Raw genomic sequence first — 25,188 nt, forward strand, 5'->3', positions numbered from 1 at the left:
GGCCCGCCCGGACCCTCGACCGAGTTCTGGCCTCCGACGAACCGCCCTCCCCCGCCCGCGCCGTGGACTGGTCCCGGCAGCTTCCGGTGCCACCCCTCCCGCGTCGCCTCGTCGCGCTCAGCCCTGCTGGGCGGCCCACCAGGCACGGAGGGCGGCGACCGCCTCCTCGTACTCCATCGGGCCGTGCTCCAGGCGCAGCTCCAGCATGTGCTTGTACGCCTTGCCGACCTGCGGCCCCGGCCCCAGCTCCAGCAGCTCCATGATCTGGTTGCCGTCCAGCGCGGGGCGGACGGAGTCCAGCTCCTCCTGGGCCTTCAGCTCGGTGATCCGCTCCTCCAGGCCGTCGTAGGTGCGCGAGAGCGCGCCCGCCTTCTTCCGGTTGCGGGTGGTGCAGTCGGAGCGGGTCAGCTTGTGCAGGCGCTCCAGCAGCGGCCCGGCATCGGTGACGTAGCGGCGCACCGCCGAGTCGGTCCACTCGCCGCCGCCGTAGCCGTGGAAGCGCAGGTGCAGCTCGACCAGGCGCGAGACGTCCTCGGTGAGTTCCTTGGAGTACTTGAGCTCGCGCATCCGCTTGCGGGTCATCTTGGCGCCGACCACCTCGTGGTGGTGGAAGGAGACCCGGCCGTCGGACTCGAAGCGCCGGGTCCGCGGCTTGCCGATGTCGTGCAGCAGCGCGGCAAGGCGCAGCGTGAGGTCGGGGCCGTCCTGTTCCAGGTCGATGGCCTGCTCCAGGACGGTCAGCGAGTGCTCGTAGACGTCCTTGTGCCGGTGGTGCTCGTCCCGCTCCAGCTTCAGCGCCGGCAGCTCGGGCAGCACGTGGTCGGCCAGGCCGGTGTCGACGAGCAGCCGCAGCCCCTTGACGGGGTGGGCGGCGACCAGCAGCTTGTTGAGCTCGGCCTGGACCCGCTCGGCGGAGACGATGGTGATCCGCTCGGCCATCGCGGTCATCGCCGCGACGACCTCGGGGGCCGGCTCGAAGTCCAGCTGGGCGGCGAAGCGGGCGGCCCGCATCATCCGCAGCGGGTCATCGGAGAAGGACTCCTCCGGGGTGGCGGGGGTGCGCAGCACCCGGGCCTCCAGGTCGTCCAGGCCGCGGTGCGGGTCGACGAAGCCGCGGCCGGGCAGGTCGACGGCCATCGCGTTGACGGTGAAGTCGCGGCGGACGAGGTCCTGCTCGATGGTGTCGCCGTAGGTGACCTCGGGCTTGCGCGATGTGCGGTCGTACGCCTCGGAGCGGTACGTGGTGATCTCGATCAGGAAGGAGCCCAGCGGGGTGTCCTTGCGCGCGCCCACCGTGCCGAAGGCGATGCCGACGTCCCAGACGGCGTCCGCCCAGCCCTTGACCAGTTTCAGGACCTCGTGCGGGCGGGCGTCGGTGGTGAAGTCCAGGTCGTTGCCGAGGCGGCCCAGCAGCGCGTCCCGGACCGAGCCGCCGACCAGCGCGAGCCGGTGCCCGGCGGCCTGGAAGCGGCGGGCGATCTCGTCGGCGACCGGGGACACCCGGAGCAGTTCCTGCAGCCCCAGGGTCTGCGCCTCGCTCAGGCCTGGGACGGCCTGGGTGGCGATGCTGGAATGATGGGCGCCGGACTCGTGGGCGGTGGGCTCATTGGCAGTGGACACGGCTCACAAGGGTACGTGGCTCAGCGGCCCCGTCGCCCGCGCGTTTTCCGGCGCTCACCCCAAGGCCCGCAACACTGCACCGCCCGCTGCATCGTTACCATGCCGGGTGGAGCGAGTCTCGGGCACCGGCGAGGAGCCGCGGTGCCGCGCGCCGGCACGGCCGACCGGACCATCGGGCGGACGCGTTCCTCACCACTGAAGCACTGAACCACTGAAGCACTGATCCACGGCCGGTCCTTCCGGCCCGCGGGGCATCCGCAGCAGCACAGCATCAAGCAGCGAGCAATCGAGAACGGCGAGGGCGAAGCGCGTGGGCGAGCCGGCACGGCACTCGGGCCTGGAGGCGGACGGACACCCTGGGCGGGCCGCCGAACGCACCGGAAGTGCCGCCGACGGGCGAGGTCCGGGGCGCCGTGCGGCGCGCACCGTCCGGCGGTTCGCGGCCGCGCTCGGCGCCGCGCTGGCGCTGGTCCCGGCCGTGCCGGCCGGTGCGCTGCCCGCCGGGGGCGCCCGTCCGGCGGCGGAGACCGCGGTCTCCGCCGAGTCCCCGGTGGTGATGACCATCGAGACGGTGAACAAGCCGGTGGCCGTCCCGAACGGCACCGTGACGATCACCGGACACGTCACCAACGCCGGCAGGTCGGTGCTGAAGTCGGCCCACGCCGCGGTGCGCAAGCCCTGGCTGGGCAAGCCGCTGGCCACGCGCAGCGACCTGGCGGAGGTCTCCTCCCGGAGCAACCCGCTCGGCCGCGACGGCGTCGACCTGGACAGCCCGCAGTACGCGCTGAACGAGCTGGGCCCGGGCCAGAGCCAGCCGTACACGCTGAGCGTCGCCGTGAGCGACCTCCAGCTGTCCACCGAGGGCGTGTACGAGCTGGCCGTGGACGCCTGGGGCTCGACCGCGGACAACCAGCGCGACCGCCCGCTGGGCATCGCCCGCACCTTCCTGCCCTACGACCCGGGCTCGACCGGTGCGCAGCCCTCCAAGCTCACCACCCTCTGGCCGCTGGTCCACGCCCCGGTGCTGGCCGCGCAGACCATGTCCGACAACGACCAGACCGTCTCGGTGCTGCGCGACGACAGCCTGGCGACGGAGTTCGCGCCGGGCGGCCGGCTCTACGAGCTGGTGGAGACCGGGTCGGCGCTGCCGGGTCTGACCTGGGTGGTCGACCCGGACCTGCTGGACACCGCGTTCGCCATGACCAGGCCGTACCGGGTGCAGAAGCCCGGCACCGAGAAGAAGGCGGCGAAGGAGGACAACACCGTCGCCGGCGCCGGCTCGGCGGCCGCCGCGGCCTGGCTGGAGAAGCTCCGGTCCGCCGTGGCGAAGCCGGGCAGCCAGGTGGTGGCGCTGCCGTACGCCGATCCGGACATCGCCTCGATCGCGCACAACGCCGCCGAGCTCCCGGGCGTGGACGCCGCACTCGGCAAGGCGGCCACCGCGGGCCGGCTGACCGTCGAGGGCCGGCTGTCGGTGGACACCCGCTCGGACGTGGCCTGGCCCTACCAGGGCCACCTGGACCAGCAGATCGCGGCCATGGCGCAGCGCACCGGCAGCTCCCTGGTACTGGTGAACGGTGCGAGCCTGCCGGAGCCGGACGCACTGAAGTACACCCCGACCGCCGTCCGTCCGATCGGCAACGGGCAGCACGCGGTGGTGGCCGACGAGGCCGTCTCCGCCCTGTTCGAGAAGGACCTGAACACGCCGCAGGAGCAGACCCTGGCGGTGCAGCAGTTCCTCGCCGAGACCTTCGTGATCTCCCGGCAGGAGCCGCAGAACCCGCGCGGCCTGCTGGTGATGCCGCCCCGCGAGCTGACCGCCGACACCGCGAGGGCGCTCGCCACGGCCGTGCAGGCGGCGCAGGCGGGCAAGTGGGTGGACCCGGTCAAGCTGGACGTGCTCGCCCAGGGCCCGGCCGATCCGAAGGCCAACGCCGGCGTCCCGGCGGCCACCGACTACCCGTCGCAGGCGCGGGCCTCCGAGCTGCCGTCCTCGGCGCTGACCGACACCGTCAAGATCCAGAGCGATCTGGACATCCTGATGCGCGTCCTCACCCTGCCGCAGCGGGTGCGCGGCCCGTTCAGCGCCGCGATGGTCCGCTCGATGTCGACGGAGTGGCGGGCGCAGCCCCCGGAGGGCTCCGTCTACCGGGACGGCGTGGCGGGCTACCTCGCCGAGCTGACCAAGGCGGTGTACGTGCCCAAGAAGAACGCCATCACCTTCGCCGGCGACACCGGGGTGCTCCAGGTCAGCGTCCGCAACGACCTCACCCAGCCGGTCACCAACCTCAAGCTGGTGCTGTCCCCGAGCCAGGCCAACCGGCTCAAGATCCGGCCGGCCGAGGAGCTGGTGCTGCCCGCTTCGCAGAGCGTCACCCTGCGGTTCCCGGCCGAGGCGCAGAACAACGGGCCGGTGAGCGTCACCGCCCAGCTCTGGACCACCGGGCCGAACCCGCAGAAGTACGGGGAGGCGCAGATCTTCCGGGTGGAGGTCACCTCGGTGACCAACGGCGTGCTCTACGTCTTCGGCGGCGCCCTGGTGCTGCTCCTGCTGGCGGCGCTGCGCTTCTTCCGCCAGCGCAAGCGCCAGGCGGGGGACGACGGCGGCGACGAGCCGCACGGTGACGAGCCCGTCGGCGACGAGCCGCTCGACGACGCCCCGGCGGCCACCGACGGGGCCGCCCCGGCCGACGACGCGGCGGACCGGACGGGGCGCGGGACGGCGGACGAGGACGGCCCGCAGCGGCCGGAACGTGGAGGAGCCGCGCAGACACCGCGCGGCAGCGCCGCAGATGGCCGGGATCGGGCCACCAGTGATGAGAAGGTTGGTCCTTGACACCGCCGATACCCGCCCGTCTCCGGGGCGGCCTCCCCCACGACAGCGAAGAGGTGACATGACCGGGCGCAGCGAGGAGCGGCCGCCGGGCCGCGGTGAGGGCCGGCCGGGCGCCGAGTCGCCGTCCGGCGACTGGTACGTGGCCGACACCTACGCCCAGGACCCGTACGCGGCCGACGCGTACCAGGGTCACCAGGACGACCAGGACCCGTACGGCCTGCGGGCCGCCCGGCCGGCCGGACCGCAGGAGCCGGTCGCCGCGTACGACGTGCCGCCGCAGCTGCCGCCGCAGAACGGCGGCTACCCGATGCCGGTCCCCCCGGCGACGTTCGCCCCGCCCGTGCCTCCGATGCAACCCGGCTGGGACACCCCGGCGCAGGCGCAGCAGGCCGCGGCCCACCAGGGCGCGGTGCAGCAGCAGCCGGCGGCGGCCTGGCAGGAGGGCGGACCGGGCTGGGAGCAGCCGGCTCCGGTCGGCGGCCAGTGGACCGGCCACGAACAGCAGCAGCAGTGGCAGCCCGGCCCGGCGCACTCCGCCTGGGACTCCGAGAGCACCGAGTACGTGGGCGTGGACGACCTGTTCGGCGCCCGGTCCGCCGAGGCCGCGGGCCGCCCGCCGGCCCAGCAGCAGCCCCCGGCCCAGCAGCCGGCGGCCCGCTCGACGCCGGCCCGCTCGACGCCGGCCCAGCAGTCGCCAGCCCACCCGCCGGTCGGGCCGGCGCCGTTCCCGTCGTCCGCGCCGTTCCCCCCGGCCGGCGCGTACCACGGGAACCCCGGCCACCCCGGTCCGCAGGGCCACCGCAACGGCCCGGACGGGCAGCGCCCGTTCGTGCCGCCGATCGAGTTCGACCCGCCGCTCTCCGAGGAGGAGGCCACCATGCAGGTGGCGGCGGTCCAGATCCCGCCCGCGGTGGAGCCGCTGGAGGAGCTGGCCACCGAGGCGCCCGCCGCCGCTCCGGCACCCGCGGCCGGCGGCAAGGTGTCGAGCCTGCTGAACTCCAGCGCCATCATGGCGGCCGGCACGCTCGTCTCCCGCGGCACCGGCTTCCTGCGCACGATGGTGATCGCCGCCGCGATCGGCCTCGGCGTGATGGGCGACTCGTACAACGCGGCGAACACCCTGCCCACCCTGCTCTACATCCTGATCGGCGGCGGCGCCCTGAACGCCGTCTTCGTGCCGCAGCTGGTCCGCAGCATGAAGAACGACGCCGACGGCGGCACCGCGTACGCCAACCGGCTGCTCACCCTGGTGATGGTGGGCCTGGCGGGCGTGACCTTCGTGGCCGTGCTCGCGGCGCCCCTGCTGGTCCAGCTGATCGCGCACCCCCTGATGAGGAACAGCGCCAGTGCCGACACCACGGTGGCCCTGGCCCGGTACTGCCTGCCGACCATCTTCTTCATGGGCATCCATGTGGTGATGGGCCAGATCCTCAACGCCCGCGGCCGGTTCGGCGCGATGATGTGGACCCCGGTCCTCAACAACATCGTGGTGATCTTCACCTTCTCCGCGTACCTCTGGGTGTTCGGCGGCTTCGGCAGCACCGAGGTCACCCCGGAGACGATCTCTCCCGAGGGCGTCCGGCTGCTCGGCATCGGCACCCTGGTCGGTCTCACCGTCCAGGCGCTGGCGATGATCCCGTACCTGCGGGCGGCCGGCTTCCACTACCGGCCCCGCTTCGACTGGCGCGGCCACGGCCTGGGCAAGGCCGCCCGGCTCGCCAAGTGGACCTTCTTCTTCGTACTGGCCAACCAGGCCGGCTACCTGGTCATCACCCAGCTCGCCACCGCGGCCGGCAGCGCCGCCGAGAAGGGCGGTCACAACGGTGTCGGCCTCACGGCCTTCTCCAACGCCCTGCTGATCTGGCAGCTCCCGCAGGCCGTGATCGTCGTCTCGATCATGAGCGCGGTGCTCCCCAGGCTCTCCCGGGCCGCCGCCGACGAGGACGCCGGCGCGGTGCGCGACGACCTCTCGTACGGACTGCGCAGCACCGCGGTGGCGGTCGTCCCGGGCGCGTTCCTGTTCCTCTCGCTCGGCCCGGCGATCGGCCGCTCGATCTACGCGGTGGGCGGCAACGACGTCGACCTGGCCAGCGCCACCAACGTGGGCCTGATGCTCTCCGCCTTCGCGCTGGGACTGATCCCGTACTCGGCCCAGTACGTGATGCTGCGCGGGTTCTACGCCTACGAGGACACCCGGACGCCGTTCTCCAACACCGTCTGGGTGGCGGCCTGCCAGGCCGCGTTCTCGCTGGCCTGCTGGGCCCTCCTGCCCTCCGAGTGGGTCGTGACCGGCATGGCGCTCGGGTACGGCCTCGCGTACGCCGTCGGAGTGACGGTGGCGGTGCCCAAGCTGAAGAAGAAGATCGGCGGCCTGGACACCAAGCGGATCGGCAAGACCTACACTCGCCTGATCACCGCCTCGGTTCCGGCCGCGCTGGTCGGCGTGGGCGTCAGCCTGGCGGTCCAGCAGGTGGTCGGCGGCTGGCTGGGCAGTGTGCTCACCATCGTCGTGGCCGGCAGCCTCCAGCTCGCCGTCTTCGTGCTGATCGCGAAGAAGCTGCGGATCGAGGAACTGAACGCCATGCTGGGCATGGTCCGCGGCCGACTGGGCCGCTGACCCGCCCTACCAACCGGTCCGTCCGACCGGCGCCCTGAACCGGCGTCAACCGGACGGCCGGGTTTCTCCGCCCCCACGGGGCGGGTGCTGGGCCGCCGTCGGCGTCCGGGATCGCCCGGGCCCGAGCCGGCGGCCCAGTGTCGGATCTGCACCACATCTCTCCACCGGCGCGCAACCGCGAAGGCCTTTCAGCGGTCGTACCCGGTGGAGAAGAGTGGGCACAATTGTCCTGGAGCACGGGGCCTCGGCCCGAGCGCTCCAGCGACTCTCTCAGGCCGGGGCGACACAAGGGGAGGCAGGACCACGGTGGCTGATGGCACCAAGGCGGTCGTCGACACGTCAGCAACTGACGGGGCGGCGGACGAGGCCGCACTGGCCGCGGCGATCGACGAGCTCGCCGGCGAGACGGCCCCGTCCACCACGTCCGGCGAGGGCACCGACGACGCCGACGAGGCCGACGCGGGCCCACCGAAGGTCTCCTCCCCCGTCGGCGAGGAGACCTCGGAGATCACCGCTCCGCTGTCCGCCGACGAGATTCGCGCCGAGCTCTCCGCGGGCGGCGCCGAGCGCAAGCCGGACACCGGCTCCTCCGGCCGCCCCGCCGGGCGCCCGCCGCAGGACCCTCAGCCCACCCACGACCCCCGCGACACCGCCACCCTGCCGCGCACCCTCCCCGCCCCGCTGCGGCACAGCGGCGACATGATCGGCCACCGGTACCGGCTGGAGGAATGCATCTCCCACACCGAGACCTTCAGCAGCTGGCGGGCGGTCGACGAGAAGCTGCGCCGGGCCGTCGGCGTCCACCTGATGGCCTCCGGCCACCAGCGGGCCCGGGCCGTGCTGGCCGCCGCCAAGTCCGCCGCGCTGCTCGGCGACCCACGCTTCGTCCAGGTCCTGGACGCCGTCCAGGAGGGCGAGCTGGTCTACGTCGTGCGGGAGTGGCTGCCGCACGCCTCCGACCTCGCCAAGCTGCTCGCCACCGGCCCGATGGAGCCGCACGAGGCGTACCAGATGGTCCGCCAGGTCACCGACGCGGTCGCCACCGCCCACCGGCGCGGCCAGGCCCATCTGCGGCTCACCCCGCGCTGCGTGCTGCGCACCGACAGCGGCCAGTACCGGATCAACGGCATCGCCGTCGACGCCGCCCTGCGCGGCCTGCCCGACGAGGGCGCCGACGAGGACGCCGAGCGCACCGACACCCGGGCCATCGGCGCGCTGCTGTTCGCCGCGCTGACCCACCGCTGGCCGTTCCCCGAGGACCGCTACGACCTCAAGGGCCTGCCGAAGAACCTCCGCGACGTACCGCCGGACCAGGTCCGGGCCGGGGTCCACAAGGGCCTGTCCGAGCTGGCCGCGCGAGCCCTGTTCGACCACCCGCCGCACCACGCCGAGCCGATCTCCACCCCGGAGCAGCTGGCCAAGGCGATCGCGCTGATGCCGCGGATCCGCCAGCCCGAGACGGCGCTGCCCGCCTTCACCCCGCCGCCCCGGCACACCACCCACGCGCTGCCCACCGCGCCCAACCCCACCCGGGTGGTGGCCGCCCCCGGCACCGGGCCGGTGCCCGCGGCGACCCGCCCCGCCCCGGTCCGGCGCAGTCGGCGCCGACTGCGCCGGGTCCTCAAGGTGACGGCCTGGACGGTCGCGCTCAGCGCGATCGGCGTCGCCTCCTGGCAACTGGTGGACACCCTGCGCAACTCCGGGAACTCCGTGGTCACCGCCGGGCCCTCGCCCTCCGGGACGTCGCCGACCGCGCACGCCGCCGCCCACACCCCGGTGCCGGTCCCGGTCAAGGACGCCCAGGCGTACAGCCCGGCGGGCGACTCCCCGGGGGGCAAGTACACGGTCGGCAAGGCCATCGACGGGGATCCGGGCACGACCTGGGTCACCTCCTGGTACAACGACCCCCTCGGCCCCAAGCCCGCCCTCCGGGAGGGCATCGGCCTGCTGCTCGACCTCGGCTCGGCGCAGGCCGTCAGCTCGGTGAACGTGCAGTTCGTCGGCTCCACCACGGCGGAGCTCCGGATCCCCGGACCGCAGGCGGCCGGCGACCCGGCCAAGGCACAGCCGGGCGACTTCACGGTGGCGGCCGGCAAGCAGAGCGGCACCACGGTCGACTACACCCTGGAGAGCCCGGTCACCACGCGGTACCTCTTGCTCTGGATGACCGGCCTGCCGAAGGATACGGACGGCAAGTTCCGCGGCTACGTCGCCGAGGTCAAGGTCTCCGGCTGACCGGAGACCGGGCGACGGGGCGACAGGTGCGCCGCGACCGGGGCGCGGCGGGCGACGAACGGCAAGGGGTGACAGTGGCGGACCGGACGGACCGGACGGACGACGACGCGGCGCTGCTCGCCCGGCACGTCGCCGGCGACCGGGAGGCCTTCGGGCACCTGGTCGACCGCCACCGCGACCGGCTCTGGGCGGTCGCCCTGCGCACCCTGGGCGACCGCGAGGAGGCCGCCGACGCCCTCCAGGACGCCCTGGTCTCCGCCTTCCGGGCCGCCCACACCTTCCAGGGCCGCTCGGCCGTCACCACCTGGCTGCACCGGATCGTCGTCAACGCCTGTCTGGACCGCGCCCGGCGCACCGCCTCCCGCCGCACCAAGCCGCTCGACGACGACCCGCAGCGCCTCGACTCCCTGGTCGGCTCCGCCGAACCGGCCGACTCCCCGGTGGTCCGCGCCGAGCTGCACCGGGAGCTGGCGGCGGCGCTCGGCGAACTGGCGCCCGAGCAGCGGGCCGCGCTGGTCCTGGTCGACATGCAGGGCTACCCGGTCGCCGAGGCGGCCGAGCTGCTGGGTGTACCGGTCGGGACGGTGAAGAGCCGCTGCGCCCGCGGCCGGGCCCGTCTCCTGCCCCTGGTGCGGCATCTGCGCGAGGGCGGCGCCGCAGCCGATGTTTCACGTGAAACAGTGCCGCCGGGGCCGGCGTCGCCGGGTGGGACGGGGCCGGCCGGGACCACCCGGGGCGGCCGCGCGGCGCCCCCGGGGAACCCGCCCGGGGCCAGAACCGTCACAGGGACAGGCCCGGACACCGGCCGACCGATTCTGGAAGGAGACGCGAGCACGCGATGACGGCCCCCCTCTCCTCCCCCGACCCCGTCGGAGCACACCCCTCGGTCGACGAGCTCGCCGACCTCGCCGAGGACCTGGTCGAGCCCGCCACCGCCGAGGAACTGCGGCGGCACCTGGACGGCTGCGCCGACTGCCGCGGGACCGCCGAGGCGCTCGCCGAGATCGGCACCCTGCTCGGCGAGGTGCCGGCCCCGGCCATGCCCGCCGACGTCGCCGCACGGCTGGACGCGGCCCTCGCCGCCGCAGCCGGCGCCGACGCGACCGACCGGGCCACCTCGGGGCCCACGGCCCCACAGGGCCCCCACAGGGGCACCACGAGCCCCGGGCCGCTCCGTGGCCCCACCAGTGCGGCGCACTCCGCCACAGCCCCCCCGGGGCCGCCCGGACGGCCCGTCGGCGCCGCTTCCTCCCCCGCCGGTCCGGGTCGTCCCCGTCCGCGCCGCCGGCGGGTCGCCGTGCTGCTCGGCGCCGCGGCCGCGCTGCTCGCGGTCGGCCTCGGCGGCGCGCTGCTGGTCCAGCCCGCCGACCGGCAGGGCGCGGACACCGCCGTGCGGGCCGGCGCCCCGGCCGCAGCCGGAGCCCCTTCGAGCGGCGCCACGGCGGGCGCCAAGGCGGAGCTCTCGGCCGGCACCGTCTACCAGGACGACCGGCTCGCGGCCCAGGTGCAGCAACTGCTCACCCGCGCCGACGCCACCCCGGACGGCCCCGCCAAGCCCTTCTCACCGTCCGCCGCGCCGCCCGTCGAGAGCGGCCAGGGGCTCACCGGCGGTGGGACCGACCCTGCGTGTCCGGCACCCGTCGACGGCCCGCTGCTGGCCACCGACCGCGGCAGCTACGCCGGCTCCCCGGTCGAGCTCCTGGTGTACGCGGTGCCGGGCCGGCCGGATCAGCTCGACGTCTACCTGCGCTCGCCCGACTGCGGACCGGTCCGGCTCCACCGCACCGTCCCGGCCCGCTGACCGGGGAGGTACCGGGCGTGACCCGCCGGACCGGCGACCCTCGGGAGGCGGGCCGTTCGCCCGGCTGCCCGCCGACCCGTACCGTTCCCGTGCGATCCACGCCCGGTGCGGCCCGACGCTCCCACAGTGCGGGCGCCTGGTGCCGATCGGCCTGGGAATGCGAGAGACTGGTCAGTCGTTGTCCCGGGCGGCGGAGCAGGACCGCCCTCCCCGCCCTAGCGCGGGTCGCGATGCGAACCAGGAGATGCAGTGAGCGACGTCCGTAACGTGATCATCATCGGTTCCGGCCCGGCCGGCTACACGGCTGCGCTCTACACCGCCCGTGCCGCCCTCAAGCCCCTCGTCTTCGAGGGCGCCGTCACCGCCGGTGGCGCGCTGATGAACACCACCGAGGTCGAGAACTTCCCCGGCTTCCGGGACGGCATCATGGGCCCCGAGCTGATGGACAACATGCGGGCGCAGGCCGAGCGCTTCGGCGCCGAGCTGATTCCGGACGACATCGTCGCCGTCGACCTCACCGGCGACATCAAGACCGTGACGGACTCCGAGGGCAACGTCCACCGGGCCCGCGCCGTGATCGTCACCACCGGCTCGCAGCACCGCAAGCTGAATCTGCCGAACGAGGACAAGCTCTCCGGGCGCGGCGTCTCGTGGTGCGCCACCTGCGACGGCTTCTTCTTCCGTGACCAGGACATCGCCGTGGTCGGCGGCGGCGACACCGCCCTGGAGGAGGCCACCTTCCTCTCCCGCTTCGCCCGCAGCGTCACGATCATCCACCGCCGGGACACCCTGCGCGCCTCCAAGGCGATGCAGGAGCGCGCCTTCGCCGACGAGAAGATCCGCTTCGAGTGGGACAGCGCCGTCGAGGCGATCCACGGGGACCCGAAGCTGAGCGGCGTCACCCTGCGCGACACCACCACCGGCGAGACCCGCGAGCTGCCCGTCACCGGCCTGTTCATCGCGATCGGCCACGACCCGCGCACCGAGCTCTTCAAGGGCCAGCTGGAGCTGGACGCCGAGGGTTACCTGAAGGTCGACGCTCCCTCGACCCGGACCAACATCCCCGGTGTCTTCGGCGCCGGCGACGTCGTCGACCACACCTACCGTCAGGCCATCACCGCCTCCGGCACCGGCTGCTCCGCCGCACTGGACGCCGAGCGCTACCTGGCCTCGCTGGCCGACCTGGAGGCCCAGGCCGCCGCCGTGGCGGTCTGACCGCCGCCCCACCGACCGAACCCCGGTGGGGGTGTTCCCCGTGGAACACCCCCACCACGGCCGGGCAGAAACAGAACGGGCCCGCCCGTTGTTCTCCTGGCAGCACCCCCTCCGTTCCACCCCTAGGAGTTCCCGTGGCCGCGTCCACCACCACCGTCACCGATGCGACGTTCAAGGCCGACGTCCTGGACAGCGACAAGCCCGTCCTGGTCGACTTCTGGGCCACCTGGTGCGGCCCGTGCCGCCAGGTCGCCCCGATCCTGGACGAGATCGCGGCCGAGCACTCCGACAAGCTGACCATCGCCAAGCTGGACGTCGACGCCAACCAGCAGACCGCTGCCCAGTACAACGTCATCTCGATCCCGACGCTGATCGTCTACAAGGGCGGCGAGCCGGTGAAGTCGATCACCGGTGCGCGTCCGAAGGCCGCGCTGCTGCGCGAGCTGGCCGACTTCCTCTAGGCCCGACCGGCGGTCGGGCTCCGGCCCGCCCGGCCACGGCGACGGCGGCGCTCCCCCACCCGGGGGGGGCGCCGCCGTCGCCGTTACCGCCTCCCCCGGCGGACGGGTTCAGAACGGCCGCAGCGCCGGCTCCTTCCGGGCTCCGCCCAGCAGCCGCTCCAGCGCGCCCTCCACGTCGCCGCGCCAGGAGAGCGTGGTCCGGGCCTCCAGCCGCAGCCGCGGATAGCGGTGGTGCGGCCGGACCGTCTTGAAGCCGACCGCCAGCAGATGATCGGCCGGCAGCACACAGCTCGGCGGGGTCCGACCGGTCGCGCCGAACGCCTCGATCGCCCGGACCCCGCGCCCCATCAGATCCTTGGCCACCGTCTGCACCAGCACCCGGCCGAGGCCCTGCCGCTGGTAACCCGGGAGCACGCGGCTGATCATCAGCTGGACGGCGTCCGGCGAGACCGGACTGGTCGGGAAGGACTGCGACCGCGGCACGTACGCCGGCGGGGCGTACAGCACGAAGCCCGCGGGGTTGTCGTCCACGTAGACGACCCGGCCGCAGGAACCCCACTCCAGCAGGACGGCGGAGATCCACCCCTCCTTCTCCAGCTCCGGCTTCCCGGACTCGACCGCCGCCCGACCGGTGACCGGATCCAGCTCCCAGAACACGCAGGAGCGGCAGGTCGTCGGCAGGTCCTCGAGGTTGTCCAGCGTCAGCGGAACGATCCGTCGTCCCATGCCCCGCACCTCCTCGTCCACTCCACAGTCGAGCATTCCCCCCGAACGCCGATGGGTGCATGTTTCACGTGAAACAGCCGCTCACGTGGAACATGCACCCGTCGAGATCCGTCCTCGGCCCCGCTCAGCCCTGCGACAGCCGCAATCCGTCCTCGCCCGGAGCGAGGCTGTCCAGGATCCGGTTCAGGTCCTCCACCGAGCCGAACTCCAGGACGACCTTGCCCTTGCCCAACTTGCCGCCGCGCTGCGAGACCTCGACCTTGACCCGGGTGTCGAAGCGGTCCGAGAGCCGGCTCGCCAGGTCGTTGAAGGCCGGCGAGAGCAGCTTGCCCGCCTTCGGCCCGGTCGGCCGCTGCGGCTTCTCCTCGCGGTCCATCACCGAGACGATCTCCTCGGTGGTCCGCACCGAGAGACCTTCCGCGATGATCCGCTTGGCCAACTGCTCCTGGCGCTCACCGTCCGGCACCCCGAGCAGGGCCCGGGCGTGGCCGGCCGTCAACGTCCCGGCCGCCACCCTCCGCTGGACCCCCGGCGAGAGCTTCAGCAGCCGCAGGGTGTTGGAGACGTGCGAGCGCGAGCGGCCGATCCGGTCCGCCAGCTCGTCGTGGGTGCAGGAGAAGTCCCGCAGCAGCTGGTCGTAGGCGGCCGCCTCCTCCAGCGCGTTCAGCTCGGCCCGGTGCAGGTTCTCCAGCAGGGCGTCCAGGAGCAGCTTGTCGTCCTCGGTGGCCCGGATGATCGCCGGGATCTGCTCCAGCCCCGCCTCCCGGGAGGCCCGCCAGCGCCGCTCGCCCATGATGAGCTCGAAGCGCTCGGGCGCGACCTGGCGCACCACGACCGGCTGGAGCAGACCCACCTCCTTGATCGAGGCGACCAGCTCGGCCAGCTTGTCCTCGTCGAACACCTCGCGCGGCTGGCGCGGGTTCGGCGTGATCGAGTCCAGCGGCAGCTCGGCGAAGCGGGCGCCGTCCACCTGGGCGAGGGCCGGTCCGGCGGCCTCGGCCTGCTCCCGTTCGGCCAGCTCCCGCAGGCTCTCGGCGGCGGCCTTCGCCGCCACCGTGCCGCGACCCGTCGGCAGCACCGGCACCGCGACCGGCGACACCGTCCCGGTGGACACCACCGGGGCCGACGCGGGCGAGGACGCCGCAGGCTGTGCCGCCGCCCCGCCGGACGCCGGCGTGGCAGCCGGGATCAGTGCCCCGAGCCCTCGTCCCAGACCCCTGCGACCACTCACCGATTGCCCTCCGTCGTACCGTGCTGTGCCATCGGGGCGTGCTGCCCCGGCTCGCTGCCCTGCTGCTGGCCGGCGCGTTGCTGACCGACCGACGTACCACCGCCACCGACGCCCGGTGCCCGCATCGCCAGCTCCCGAGCGGCCTCCAGGTAGGAGAGCGCACCGGTCGAGCCCGGGTCGTAGGTGAGCACCGTCTGACCGTAGCTGGGTGCCTCCGAGATCCGGACCGAGCGCGGGATCGCGGTGTGCAGCACCTCCTGTGCGAAGTGCGTCCGGACCTCCTCGGCCACCTGGGCGGCCAGCCTGGTCCGGGCGTCGTACATGGTGAGCAGGATGGTGGAGACGTGCAGCGTGGGGTTGAGGTGCGCCCGGACCAGCTCGACGTTGCGCAGCAGCTGGCCGAGGCCCTCCAGCGCGTAGTACTCGCACTGGATCGGGATCAGCACCTCCTGGCCGGCGACCAGGGCGTTGACCGTCAACAGGCCGAGCGAGGGCGGGCAGTCGATCAGGATGTAGTCCAGCGGCTGCTCGTAGGCGGCGATGGCGCGCTGCAGCCGGCTCTCGCGGGCGACCAGCGAGACCAGTTCGATCTCCGCGCCGGCCAGGTCGATGGTGGCGGGGACGCAGAAGAGTCCCTCGACGTCCACCACCGGCTGCACCACGTCGGCCAGCGGCTTGCCCTCCACCAGGACGTCGTAGATCGACGGCACCTCGGCGTGGTGATCGATGCCGAGCGCCGTCGAGGCGTTGCCCTGGGGGTCGAGGTCCACCACCAGCACGCGCAGTCCGTGCATGGCGAGCGAGGCGGCCATGTTGACGGTGCTGGTGGTCTTGCCCACCCCGCCCTTCTGGTTGGCGACCACGATCACCCGAGTGGTGGCGGGCCGGGGAAGCCCCTCACCCGCGCGGCCGATCGCCCGCACCGCAGCCTGGGCGGCACGCGCGATGGGCGTGTCATCGATCTGGTCGATGGTCTCCGAGTCCTGCATGGAGGTCAGTGTTTCACGTGAAACCGGAGCGGCAACAGTCGCCGCCCGGCTGCGACCAAGGATTCCGGAAAGCAGGGAGCGACGTTTCACGTGAAACACCATGCCCGCAATGTCGGAATTCTGACGGTGCGACACTCCGGTGGCCCGTCGTCACCCCACCGGCTGCCCACCCGTCGCTCCGACGCCATCCACCCCGACCCGAACCTGGACCCGCTTCCGGAACGACGAACGGGCGGGTGGTCCCCGAGGACCACCCGCCCGTGTCGGGCATCACCACGCTCAGCGGCTGCGGCGCCGTCCGCCCCGGCTCCGCTCGCCGGCGCGCGCGGCGGCTCCGGCATTGCGCCCGGCCCGGGCCGCCTTGGCCCGCCGGGTCGCCGCCTTGACCCCGCCGGGGCTCTCCCCCGCCTTGACCTGGATCACCCGGGTCGAGGTCTCCAGGGTGCCCTCGCCCACCGAGATGACCGTCCACTCGACCGCGCCCAGCTTGGCCAACCCGGCCCGGGAGTCGGCCAGCTCCTGCTCGGCACTGTCGCCCTTGAGCGCCAGCATCTGGCCGTGCGGGCGGAGCAGCGGCATGCCCCAGCCGGCCAGCCGGTCCAGCGGTGCCACCGCCCGGGCCGTCACCACGTCGACCGCGAGCTTGCCGACCATCTCCTCGGCCCGGCCGCGCAGCACGGTGACGTTCTCCAGGCCCAGCTCCCGGACCACCTCCTCCAGGAAGGTGGTCCGGCGCAGCAGCGGCTCCAGCAGCGTCACCGAGACGTCCGGACGCGCCAGTGCGACCGGGATGCCGGGCAGCCCGGCGCCGGAGCCGACGTCGCACAGGGTCGACCCGGGCGGCAGCAGCTCGGCGAGCACCGCGCAGTTCAGCACGTGGCGGTCCCAGAGCCGGGGCACCTCGCGGGGGCCGATCAGCCCGCGCTGGACGCCCGCGGTGGCCAGCAGCTCGGTGTAGCGCACCGCCGCCTCGTAGCGGTCACCGAAGACCTCCCGGGCCACGGCCGGGGCTTCGGGCGGCCCCTCGATCGCCGTGCCGTCGCCGCCCGGGCCCTCAGCGGCCGAACTACCGGCACCTGCCGCCGGTTCCCCGGCAGCCGCGCTCTCCGTGTCCATCTCGACCTCTCCGCTCCCCGGATCCACCGACCCGCTCTCCGCACTGTTTCACGTGAAACATCTCTCGCCGGACTCCTGCCCCGCGAAGGGACGACGACCCCGCCCGCACGAGGCGGACGGGGTCGAGTCCTCTTGAAGGTCACCGGTCGCCGAAGCAGCCGGTCATCGACTTCCCCGGTCTCAGGCCGGCAGCACGACCACGCACCGCTGGGGCTCTTCGCCCTCCGACTCGCTGCGCAGACCGGCCGCGGCCACGGCGTCGTGCACGACCTTGCGCTCGAAGGGCGTCATCGCCCGGAGCTTGACCTGCTCGCCCGAGCTCTTGACCTGCTCCGCGGCCTTGGCGCCGAGCTCGGCCAACTCGGTGCGCTTGCGGGCGCGGAAGCCCGCAATGTCCAGCATGAGGCGGCTGCGCTCGCCGGTCTCCCGGTGAACGGCCAACCGGGTCAGCTCCTGCAGCGCCTCCAGCACCTCACCGTCCTGGCCGACCAGGCGCTGGAGGGAACGGTCGTTGCCGTCACCGACGATGGAGACCAGGGCACGGTCGCCCTCGACGTCCATGTCGATGTCCCCATCGAGGTCGGCGATGTCGAGCAGACCCTCCAGGTAGTCCGCCGCGATGTCGCCCTCCTGCTCCAGACGGGAGATGAGGCTCTCGTCGGCGCTGGCAGCGTCCTCGACCTCGACGGCGGAGGTGGTGCCTTCCGTCACTGATGGACTCCTTCGGGGATGGGCCCGGTTGGTGGGCCGGGAACGAGGTTCAGGGGGCCGCTGGGACGGTCCGGGGCCGAGATCGGGTCAGGACTTCTTCTTCGGCCGCTGGCCGCCCTGCCCACCGCGCTTCGGCTGCTGCCGGCCGCCCTGCTGCCGGGCCGGGCCGGACTTGGCCCCGGAGGGCCTGGTCGCGGTCGGCTTGGCGCTGCCGGACTCGGCCGGGGCGGGGGCCTCGGACTCCTCGGCCGGGGCCGGGGCGTCCTTGGTCAGGCTGGCCGTCGGGGCACCACCGGTGTGCTGGCGCTGCGACTTGGTCTGCTTGCGCGGCTGCTGGCGACGCACCTGCACCGCGTCCTCGACGACGGCCGCGGCGGACGTAGCCGTCTTCTTCGGAGGCAGCAGGCCCCAGAGGGCGCCCTTGATCTCCGAGCCGTCCGGGTTGATGCGGCCGGCCTTCTTCAGCCGGACCTGGCGCTCGTCCCAGGCCTTGCTGCCGGGAGTCGGGTTGTTCCGGATGACGATCAGCTGCTGGCCCATCGACCAGACGTTGGTGGTCAGCCAGTAGACCAGCACACCGACGGGGAAGTTGATGCCCATCACGGCGAACATGATCGGGAAGACGTACATCAGCATCTTCTGCTGCTGCATGAACGGCGTCTTGACCGTGAGGTCCACGTTCTTGGTCATCAGCTGGCGCTGCGTGATGAACTGCGACAGCGACATCATGACGATCATGATGGCGACGACGATCTTGACGCTGACCTCACTGCTGCCGACGAAGGTCGCCGAGAGCGGGGCGCCGAAGATGTGCGCCTGCTGGGCGCTGTCGAGCAGGGTGCCGTCGATGACGCCGATCGGCTTGCCGTCGGCGACCTTGGCGAGCACGCCGTAGAGAGCGGTGAAGAACGGCGCCTGGACGATGATGGGAAGGCAGCTGGAGAACGGGTTGGTACCCGCATCCTTGTACAGCTTCATCATCTCTTCGGACTGGCGCTGCTTGTCGTTCTTGTAGCGCTCCTGGATGGCCTTCATCTTCGGCTGGATCGCCTGCATGGCCCGGGTCGCCTTGATCTGCTTCACGAAGAGCGGGATCAGGCAGATCCGGATGACGACCACCATGGAGGCGATGGCCAGACCCCAGGCCCAGCCACCGTTCGGGTCGAAGACGTGGCTGTACAGCGAGTGGAACTGGACGATGATCCAGGACACCGCTGTGTACAGGGGATTCAGGAAGGAGAAGGTCACCGGTCAGGCTCCTTGGACATTGGGATTGGCCCCACGGGGCCAATGGTCGCCGGGCCCTCGGGGTCCGGACCGGCGGAGGGCGTGGCCACCGGCTGTTCGGCGGCGGACCCGCGGTTCAGCAGGTCGCGCAGCCGGCGGTGCCACACCGGGTGCTTGCGCGGCGGTACATGATCGACCCCGCCGGGCGTCCACGGATTGCAGCGCAGGATGCGCCAGACGGTCAGGCCGCCGCCCTTGACCGCCCCGTGCACCTTCACGGCCTCGAAGCCGTAGTGCGAGCAGGAGGGGTAATAGCGGCACACCGGACCGAGCAGTGGGCTGATGGTCCACTGGTAGACCCTGATCAGACCCATCAGCAGGTACTTCATCGACCTGCTCCCGTCGGCGCCGTGGCGGCGGGCTCCGCCTTCAGCAGCCGCTTCAGCGCCGCGTCCAGGTCGCGTTCCAGGTCCTGGTACGAGGCGGACGCGGCCTGGGGCAGCGCACGCACCACTATCAGGCTACCGGCGGGCAGCCTGGACAGACGATCACGGACGAGGTGGCGCAGTCGGCGCTTGACCAGGTTACGGACGACCGCCGGACCGACGGCCTTGCTCACGACGAAACCCGCACGCGCCGAAGGAGTCCCCTCGGCGACGTGCGGGCGGGAGTCGCTGGTCCGGTCGGCCTGCCCCGTCGGGTCGCCGTCTCTGCTGAGATGGACGACCAGTAGGGGCCGGCCGGCCCGGCGACCGCGTTTCACCGCGGTCGCGAAGTCCTGGCGCCGCCGCAGCCGGTTTTCGGAGGGCAGCACAACAGACTCTGGCGCGGATCAGGCGGAGATCGCGCTGCGGCCCTTGCCACGGCGGGCGGCCAGGATGGCACGGCCGGCGCGGGTACGCATACGCAGCCGGAAGCCGTGGGTCTTCGCGCGGCGACGGTTGTTCGGCTGGAAGGTGCGCTTGCTCACTCGGGGGCTCCTGAGGTGAATCGTAGGATGACGCGGAGTCGCTTGGCCGTCACCGTGCGTCCGCGTGATCTCCCCTGATACGGAAATCCGACCCGTCCTCCCAGTTCGGCTGGGGTTCAGGGCAATCCACGGCGCCCGTGCTGCGCGCCTTATGGAGCGGGTGGACCCGCGGACATGCGGCAGCGGCCATCGACAACTCGACCTGGTTACGGTACGCGGGACGGGGCACGAGGGTCAAACCAGCCGTTCGCGCCGGACGCTCCGGGCGATGTCCGCGGCCTCCGTCGCCCACAGCCTGTGGACAACGACTTGATCCGGCTCTGTTCGCTGACTACCGTTGCAGGACTTGTCTGGTTTTGTTCTTCGTCAACGGACACAGATCCACAGTCTCTTGATCCACCACCCCTGCTGGAGCCGCGGGGAACCGAGAAAGCGTGCACCAGTGGCTGATGTCAACAGCGACCTCGTCCCGGTCTGGGCGAGAGTCGTCGAGCGGCTGGTCGGCGACCCGGACATCGGGGAGATGGACAAGCAGTGGGTGCAGCGCACCCAGCCGATGTGGATGATGCACGACACCGCCCTGCTGGCGACCCCCAACGAGCGGGCCAAGCAGGTGCTGGAGGGGCGGTTGCTGCCCCAGCTGACCGAGGCCCTCAGCCGCGAGCTCAGCCGCCCGGTCCGGATCGCGGTGATGGTCGACGCCAACGCCGTGCCCACCACCCCGGCGCAGGACGAGCAGCCGACCGCCGAGCCCTACCAGCGGGGCGAGGGCGGCGACTACGGGCACCAGGGCTACGAGCGCCCCTACGAGTCCGAGTACGAGCACGACCAGTACGAGGGCTCCGGCTACCAGGAGCACCCGGCCCCGCCCTACGGCACCGGCCGGCCCGGCGGCTACGGCGCCGCACCGCAGAACCCGTCCTGGGAGAGCCACCAGGGCCACCAGGGCTACCCCGAGCACGGCTCCGGCTACCCGGAGCAGGAGCCGCCCGCCCAGCGTCCGGCTCCCCGGCCGCTGCCCGGCCCCTCGTCGACCACCCAGGGCGACCTCTTCGGCGGTGCCTACGGCCCCGGTCCCGGGGAGCACCCGCGGACCGCCGCCGGCCGGCGCGGCCCCGCCGGGCGCCCGGGACCCGGCCGCCCCGCTGAGAAGCCCGGCCCCGAGCGCGCCACCGACCGCCCGGCCGTCCCCGGCGTACCGGCCCCACCCGGCGCTCCCCCGGCCGGCGGCTCCCGCAAGGACGAACCCGCGGCCCGGCTGAACCCCAAGTACCTCTTCGACACCTTCGTCATCGGTGCGAGCAACCGCTTCGCGCACGCGGCGGCGGTGGCCGTCGCCGAGGCCCCGGCCAAGGCGTACAACCCGCTCTTCATCTACGGCGAGTCCGGGCTGGGCAAGACCCACCTGCTGCACGCCATCGGGCACTACTCGCGCAGTCTCTTCCCGGGGACCCGGGTGCGGTACGTGTCCTCGGAGGAGTTCACCAACGAGTTCATCAACTCGATCCGGGACGGCAAGGCGGACGCGTTCCGCAAGCGGTACCGGGACATGGACATCCTGCTCGTGGACGACGTGCAGTTCCTGGCGAGCAAGGAGTCCACGCAGGAGGAGTTCTTCCACACCTTCAACACCCTGCACAACGCGACCAAGCAGATCGTCCTCTCGTCCGACCGGCCGCCCAAGCAGCTGATCACGCTGGAGGACCGGCTGCGCAACCGCTTCGAGTGGGGGCTGATCACCGACGTCACCCCGCCGGAGCTGGAGACCCGGATCGCGATCCTGCGCAAGAAGGCGATCCAGGAACAACTGAACGCTCCGGCGGACGTGTTGGAGTTCATCGCGTCCCGGATCACCCGCAACATCCGGGAGTTGGAGGGCGCCCTGATCCGGGTCACCGCCTTCGCCAACCTCAACCGGGCACCGGTGGACCTGGAGTTGGCCGGCATCGTCCTCAAGGACCTGATCCCCGGCGGGGACGAGGACGCCGGACCGGAGATCACCGCGCAGGTCATCATGCAGCAGACCGCCGCCTACTTCGGGCTGGGCGTGGACGACCTCTGCGGGTCCTCCCGCAGCCGGGTGCTGGTGACGGCGCGCCAGATCGCCATGTACCTCTGCCGGGAGCTGACCGACCTCTCGCTGCCGAAGATCGGCGCGCAGTTCGGCGGCCGCGACCACACCACGGTGATGCACGCCGACCGCAAGATCCGGTCGTTGATGGCCGAGCGCCGCTCGATCTACAACCAGGTCACCGAACTGACCAACCGCATCAAGAGCTAGCCGACCGGCCCAGCGGCCGTCCACACCCCTCTGGAAGGGCGTCAGGAGCGATCCTGACGCCCTTTCGGCATATCCACAGGTGTGCGCCGCCGATCGGCGGGGCAGGAATGCCGTGACGGACGCTCCGCCAGTCCGCCGCCCGCGCCGAACATCTGACCGGTGGTTCGAACACCCCGGGCGCGCAGGGCCGTTGTCCACAGGGCGGGGCGGTTCTCCACCGTCCACAGGCCGTGAGCCTGCGAGTTATCCAGAATTCCTCCACAGGCCGCTCGCCGCTACGCTCTTCCGCGCAGGTCAGGTGCCTGTGGACTTGTGCACAACGGTTATCCACAGGGTGTGGACAATTGGCGGGTCGTCAGTGGGCCATTCGGGTTGTCCACCGGTTGTCCCCAGGGCGGCGGCGGTTATCCCCAGGTTGTCCACAGCCGCGTCCACAGTTCGACAACCTTGGGCCCCCGTTCATGCCCTGGTGTGAAAGGCGTCACGAAATGTTGACCGGCCCCCGTGGATAACCCGGCCCGGATCTGGGGACGGCGCTGGGGATAACCTGTGGATACCCAACGTGCCCTGTGGGTAACGCTCCGCTGTCCACAGCGGGCCCTGCTCGTCCACAGCCGCCGTCCACACCTCCTGTGGACAAAAAACCGGGCCTGACCTGCGCAAACAGGGTTATCCACGGTTTCCACAGGCCCTACTACTACCACTACACCTATAGACCCATCGACATGCTTGAAAGCAGGTGGGGCCGAAATCTGTGGACAACCGCTCCCCGACATCTGTTCGGCTTGCTTCCGCCCGTCTGCCCCGTCTGTCGGTGGAGTACGTCAGACTGTCCTCGGGCGACTGGATGCGGAGTGGCAGAGCTCGGCGGCCGGCCGTACCGACGACCAAGATCAGAAGAACCAGACTTTGCGAGCGGGAGCGCTCGATCCAGGAGGCGGTTACCGGTGAAGTTCCGGGTGGAGCGTGACGTCCTCGCGGAGGCGGTGGCCTGGGCTGCCCGCAGCCTCCCGGCACGGCCGCCGGTGCCGGTGCTGGCCGGCCTGCTGCTGACGGCACAGGAGGGCAGCCTGGCGCTGTCCGGCTTCGACTACGAGGTCTCGGCCCGGGTCGAGCTGGAGGCGGACATCGAGGAGGCCGGCACCGTGCTGGTCTCCGGCCGGCTGCTGAACGACATCTCGCGCAACCTTCCCAACAGGCCTGTGGAGATCTCCACCGACGGCCAGCGGGTCACCGTGGTCTGCGGCAGCTCCCGGTTCACCCTCCCCACCCTGCCGGTGGACGAGTACCCGGCCCTGCCCCAGATGCCGACCGCGACCGGCACCGTCTCCGGTGACGTGTTCGCCTCGGCGGTCAGCCAGGCCGCGGTGGCCGCGGGCCGGGACGACACCCTGCCGGTGCTCACCGGTGTGCGGGTCGAGATCGAGGGCGACCGGATCACCCTGGCCGCCACCGACCGCTACCGCTTCGCCGTCCGCGAGCTGCTCTGGAAACCCGAGCAGCCGGACATCTCCGCGGTCGCCCTGGTGCCCGCCAAGACCCTGCAGGACATCGCCAAGTCCCTGGGCAGCGGCGACACCGTCTCGATCGCGCTCTCCTCGGGCGGCGCGGGCGAGGGCCTGATCGGCTTCGAGGGCGCCGGCCGCCGGACCACCACCCGGCTGCTGGAGGGCGAGTTCCCCAAGTTCCGCAGCCTCTTCCCGACGGAGTTCAGCGCCGTCGCCGCGATCCAGACCCAGCCCTTCCTGGAGGCGCTCAAGCGCGTCTCGCTGGTCGCCGAGCGCAACACCCCGGTCCGGCTCAACTTCGAGCAGGGCGTGCTGACGCTGGAGGCCGGCTCGGGCGACGACGCCCAGGCCACCGAGCGGATCGACGCGGACCTGGAGGGCGACGACATCTCGATCGCCTTCAACCCGGGCTACCTGGAGGAGGGCCTCAAGGCCATCGACTCCGCCTACGCCCAGCTGAGCTTCACCACGCCGACCAAGCCGGCGCTGCTCAGCGGCAAGGCCGCGGTGGACACCGAGGCCGACGAGGCCTACCAGTACCTGATCATGCCGGTCCGCCTCTCCGGCTGACCGGCGGCCCGGGGCGGTCCCGGCCGCCCCGCCGGCGTCACGCGCGTCACCCACAGGCTGTGCGCACAGCCTGTGGAAGGCCTCCCCCGGTCGGCCCGACCACGGGGAGGCCCTCGTGCTTCAGCGCGTAGGCTCAGGGCAGCGCGGCAACGGCGCCGCAGGCAGGCACGTCACCACAGGTAAGGACTTGGTCATGGAGCTCGGCCTCATCGGTCTCGGCAAGATGGGCGGCAACATGCGCGAGCGGATCCGCCGCGCCGGCCACACCGTCATCGGCTACGACCGCAACCCGGACATCTCCGACGTCGAGAGCCTCCAGGAGCTCGTCACCAAGCTCCAGGGCCCGCGCGTGGTCTGGGTCATGGTCCCGGCCGGGGCCGCCACCCAGGCGACCGTGGACGAGCTCGCCGAGCTGCTCTCCCCCGGCGACGTGGTCGTGGACGGCGGGAACTCCCGCTGGACCGACGACATCAAGCACGCCGAGTCGCTGGCCGCCAAGGGCATCGGCTTCGTGGACTGCGGCGTCTCCGGCGGTGTCTGGGGCCTGGAGAACGGCTACGCGCTGATGTACGGCGGCAACGCCGAGCACGTCGCCAAGGCCCAGCCGATCTTCGACGCGCTCAAGCCCGAGGGCGACTTCGGCGCCGTGCACGCGGGCGCGGTCGGCGCCGGCCACTTCGCCAAGATGGTCCACAACGGCATCGAGTACGCGATGATGCAGGCCTTCGCCGAGGGCTGGGAGCTGCTGGAGGCGGCCCCCGAGGTCACCGACGTGCGCGAGGTCTTCCGCAGCTGGCAGGAGGGCACGGTCATCCGTTCCTGGCTGCTGGACCTCGCCGTCCGCGCCCTGGACGACGACGAGCACCTGGCCAAGCTCAAGGGCTGGGCCGCCGACTCCGGTGAGGGCCGCTGGACGGTCGAGGCCGCGATCGACCACGCCGTGCCGCTGCCGGCGATCACCGCCTCCCTCTTCGCCCGGTTCGCCTCCCGCCAGGACGACTCGCCGCAGATGAAGATGATCGCCGCACTGCGCAACCAGTTCGGCGGCCACGCGGTCGAGTCGAAGTAACCGAG

At 72.4% G+C, this 25,188-nt stretch carries 20 protein-coding genes; 10 read left to right on the forward strand and 10 right to left on the reverse strand.

The window, feature by feature from the left end:
* Positions 1-117: 117 nt before the first annotated feature.
* Positions 118-1,566 (reverse strand): CCA tRNA nucleotidyltransferase, encoded by a 1,449-nt coding sequence (locus AB0J08_RS14575; protein WP_360632727.1) that lies wholly within the window; start codon positions 1,564-1,566, stop codon positions 118-120.
* Positions 1,567-1,930: 364 nt separating this feature from the next.
* Between AB0J08_RS14575 and AB0J08_RS14580 the strand changes: the two genes are divergently transcribed.
* The 7 genes from AB0J08_RS14580 to trxA all read left to right on the forward strand — a co-directional run bounded on the left by AB0J08_RS14580 (position 1,931) and on the right by trxA (position 12,785).
* Positions 1,931-4,456 (forward strand): DUF6049 family protein, encoded by a 2,526-nt coding sequence (locus AB0J08_RS14580; protein ID WP_360632448.1) that lies wholly within the window; start codon positions 1,931-1,933, stop codon positions 4,454-4,456.
* 58 nt (positions 4,457-4,514) lie between these two features.
* A complete protein-coding gene (gene murJ, locus AB0J08_RS14585; protein ID WP_360632451.1) occupies positions 4,515-7,073 on the forward strand; it encodes a murein biosynthesis integral membrane protein MurJ in 2,559 nt (852 codons plus the stop codon).
* Positions 7,074-7,379: 306 nt separating this feature from the next.
* Positions 7,380-9,308, forward strand: a complete 1,929-nt coding sequence (locus tag AB0J08_RS14590) for a serine/threonine protein kinase (RefSeq protein ID WP_360632454.1) — start codon at positions 7,380-7,382, stop codon at positions 9,306-9,308.
* 74 nt (positions 9,309-9,382) lie between these two features.
* On the forward strand, positions 9,383-10,150 hold the full coding sequence (sigM, locus tag AB0J08_RS14595) for an RNA polymerase sigma factor SigM (RefSeq protein WP_360632457.1): 768 nt from the start codon (positions 9,383-9,385) through the stop codon (positions 10,148-10,150).
* Positions 10,147-11,109 carry a zf-HC2 domain-containing protein gene (locus AB0J08_RS14600; RefSeq protein WP_360632460.1) on the forward strand — a complete coding sequence of 321 codons (963 nt, stop codon included), beginning with the start codon at positions 10,147-10,149 and terminating at the stop codon, positions 11,107-11,109. Before sigM ends, AB0J08_RS14600 begins: the two co-directional genes overlap by 4 nt.
* A 249-nt stretch (positions 11,110-11,358) precedes the next feature.
* On the forward strand, positions 11,359-12,324 hold the full coding sequence (gene trxB, locus AB0J08_RS14605) for a thioredoxin-disulfide reductase (RefSeq protein WP_360632463.1): 966 nt from the start codon (positions 11,359-11,361) through the stop codon (positions 12,322-12,324).
* A 134-nt stretch (positions 12,325-12,458) separates the two neighbouring features.
* Entirely contained in the window at positions 12,459-12,785 is a 327-nt protein-coding gene (trxA, locus tag AB0J08_RS14610) for a thioredoxin (protein WP_360632466.1), read from the forward strand.
* A 108-nt stretch (positions 12,786-12,893) separates the two neighbouring features.
* Here trxA and AB0J08_RS14615 read toward each other — a convergent pair whose 3' ends face one another.
* From AB0J08_RS14615 to rpmH, 9 genes are all read right to left on the reverse strand, one after another.
* The gene (locus AB0J08_RS14615) at positions 12,894-13,511 is read right to left on the reverse strand and encodes a GNAT family N-acetyltransferase (RefSeq protein ID WP_360632469.1); all 618 of its coding nucleotides are present in this window, start codon (positions 13,509-13,511) and stop codon (positions 12,894-12,896) included.
* Positions 13,512-13,635: 124 nt separating this feature from the next.
* The gene (locus AB0J08_RS14620) at positions 13,636-14,742 is read right to left on the reverse strand and encodes a ParB/RepB/Spo0J family partition protein (RefSeq protein WP_360632472.1); all 1,107 of its coding nucleotides are present in this window, start codon (positions 14,740-14,742) and stop codon (positions 13,636-13,638) included.
* Entirely contained in the window at positions 14,739-15,704 is a 966-nt protein-coding gene (locus AB0J08_RS14625; RefSeq protein ID WP_360632730.1) for a ParA family protein, read from the reverse strand. Before AB0J08_RS14625 ends, AB0J08_RS14620 begins: the two co-directional genes overlap by 4 nt.
* 306 nt (positions 15,705-16,010) lie before the next feature.
* Positions 16,011-16,847, reverse strand: coding sequence for a 16S rRNA (guanine(527)-N(7))-methyltransferase RsmG (rsmG, locus tag AB0J08_RS14630; RefSeq protein WP_360632475.1), 837 nt, complete (start codon positions 16,845-16,847; stop codon positions 16,011-16,013).
* A 180-nt stretch (positions 16,848-17,027) separates the two neighbouring features.
* A complete protein-coding gene (locus AB0J08_RS14635; protein ID WP_360632478.1) occupies positions 17,028-17,558 on the reverse strand; it encodes a R3H domain-containing nucleic acid-binding protein in 531 nt (176 codons plus the stop codon).
* Between the two features lie 87 nt (positions 17,559-17,645).
* Positions 17,646-18,806 (reverse strand): membrane protein insertase YidC, encoded by a 1,161-nt coding sequence (gene yidC, locus AB0J08_RS14640; RefSeq protein WP_360632481.1) that lies wholly within the window; start codon positions 18,804-18,806, stop codon positions 17,646-17,648.
* Entirely contained in the window at positions 18,803-19,174 is a 372-nt protein-coding gene (yidD, locus tag AB0J08_RS14645) for a membrane protein insertion efficiency factor YidD (protein ID WP_360632484.1), read from the reverse strand. The genes yidC and yidD overlap by 4 nt, the downstream gene beginning before the upstream one ends.
* A complete protein-coding gene (rnpA, locus tag AB0J08_RS14650; protein ID WP_360632487.1) occupies positions 19,171-19,599 on the reverse strand; it encodes a ribonuclease P protein component in 429 nt (142 codons plus the stop codon). The genes yidD and rnpA overlap by 4 nt, the downstream gene beginning before the upstream one ends.
* Positions 19,600-19,617: 18 nt before the next feature.
* A complete protein-coding gene (gene rpmH / locus AB0J08_RS14655) occupies positions 19,618-19,755 on the reverse strand; it encodes a 50S ribosomal protein L34 (protein WP_148643823.1) in 138 nt (45 codons plus the stop codon).
* 442 nt (positions 19,756-20,197) lie between these two features.
* Between rpmH and dnaA the strand changes: the two genes are divergently transcribed.
* The 3 genes from dnaA (at position 20,198) to gnd (ending at position 25,183) form a co-directional block, all read left to right on the forward strand.
* Positions 20,198-22,036: a chromosomal replication initiator protein DnaA gene (gene dnaA, locus AB0J08_RS14660; RefSeq protein WP_360632490.1), complete on the forward strand. Its 1,839-nt coding sequence runs from the start codon at positions 20,198-20,200 to the stop codon at positions 22,034-22,036.
* Positions 22,037-22,983: 947 nt separating this feature from the next.
* The gene (gene dnaN, locus AB0J08_RS14665; protein WP_360632493.1) at positions 22,984-24,114 is read left to right on the forward strand and encodes a DNA polymerase III subunit beta; all 1,131 of its coding nucleotides are present in this window, start codon (positions 22,984-22,986) and stop codon (positions 24,112-24,114) included.
* Positions 24,115-24,307: 193 nt separating this feature from the next.
* Positions 24,308-25,183, forward strand: coding sequence for a phosphogluconate dehydrogenase (NAD(+)-dependent, decarboxylating) (gene gnd, locus AB0J08_RS14670; RefSeq protein ID WP_360632496.1), 876 nt, complete (start codon positions 24,308-24,310; stop codon positions 25,181-25,183).
* Positions 25,184-25,188 lie beyond the last annotated feature (5 nt).

Origin of the sequence: Kitasatospora sp. NPDC050463, assembly GCF_040655255.1 — a bacterium.
Taxonomy (GTDB): domain Bacteria; phylum Actinomycetota; class Actinomycetes; order Streptomycetales; family Streptomycetaceae; genus Kitasatospora.

What these genes read in the sequence shown, in the direction of transcription:
- AB0J08_RS14600 (WP_360632460.1), top strand. Translation starts at nt 10,147, where the DNA reads ATGACGGCCCCCCTCTCCTCCCCCGACCCCGTCGGAGCACACCCCTCG.
- murJ (WP_360632451.1), top strand. Translation starts at nt 4,515, where the DNA reads ATGACCGGGCGCAGCGAGGAGCGGCCGCCGGGCCGCGGTGAGGGCCGG.
- yidD (WP_360632484.1), bottom strand. Translation starts at nt 19,174, where the DNA reads ATGAAGTACCTGCTGATGGGTCTGATCAGGGTCTACCAGTGGACCATC.
- gnd (WP_360632496.1), top strand. Translation starts at nt 24,308, where the DNA reads ATGGAGCTCGGCCTCATCGGTCTCGGCAAGATGGGCGGCAACATGCGC.
- rsmG (WP_360632475.1), bottom strand. Translation starts at nt 16,847, where the DNA reads ATGGACACGGAGAGCGCGGCTGCCGGGGAACCGGCGGCAGGTGCCGGT.
- AB0J08_RS14615 (WP_360632469.1), bottom strand. Translation starts at nt 13,511, where the DNA reads ATGGGACGACGGATCGTTCCGCTGACGCTGGACAACCTCGAGGACCTG.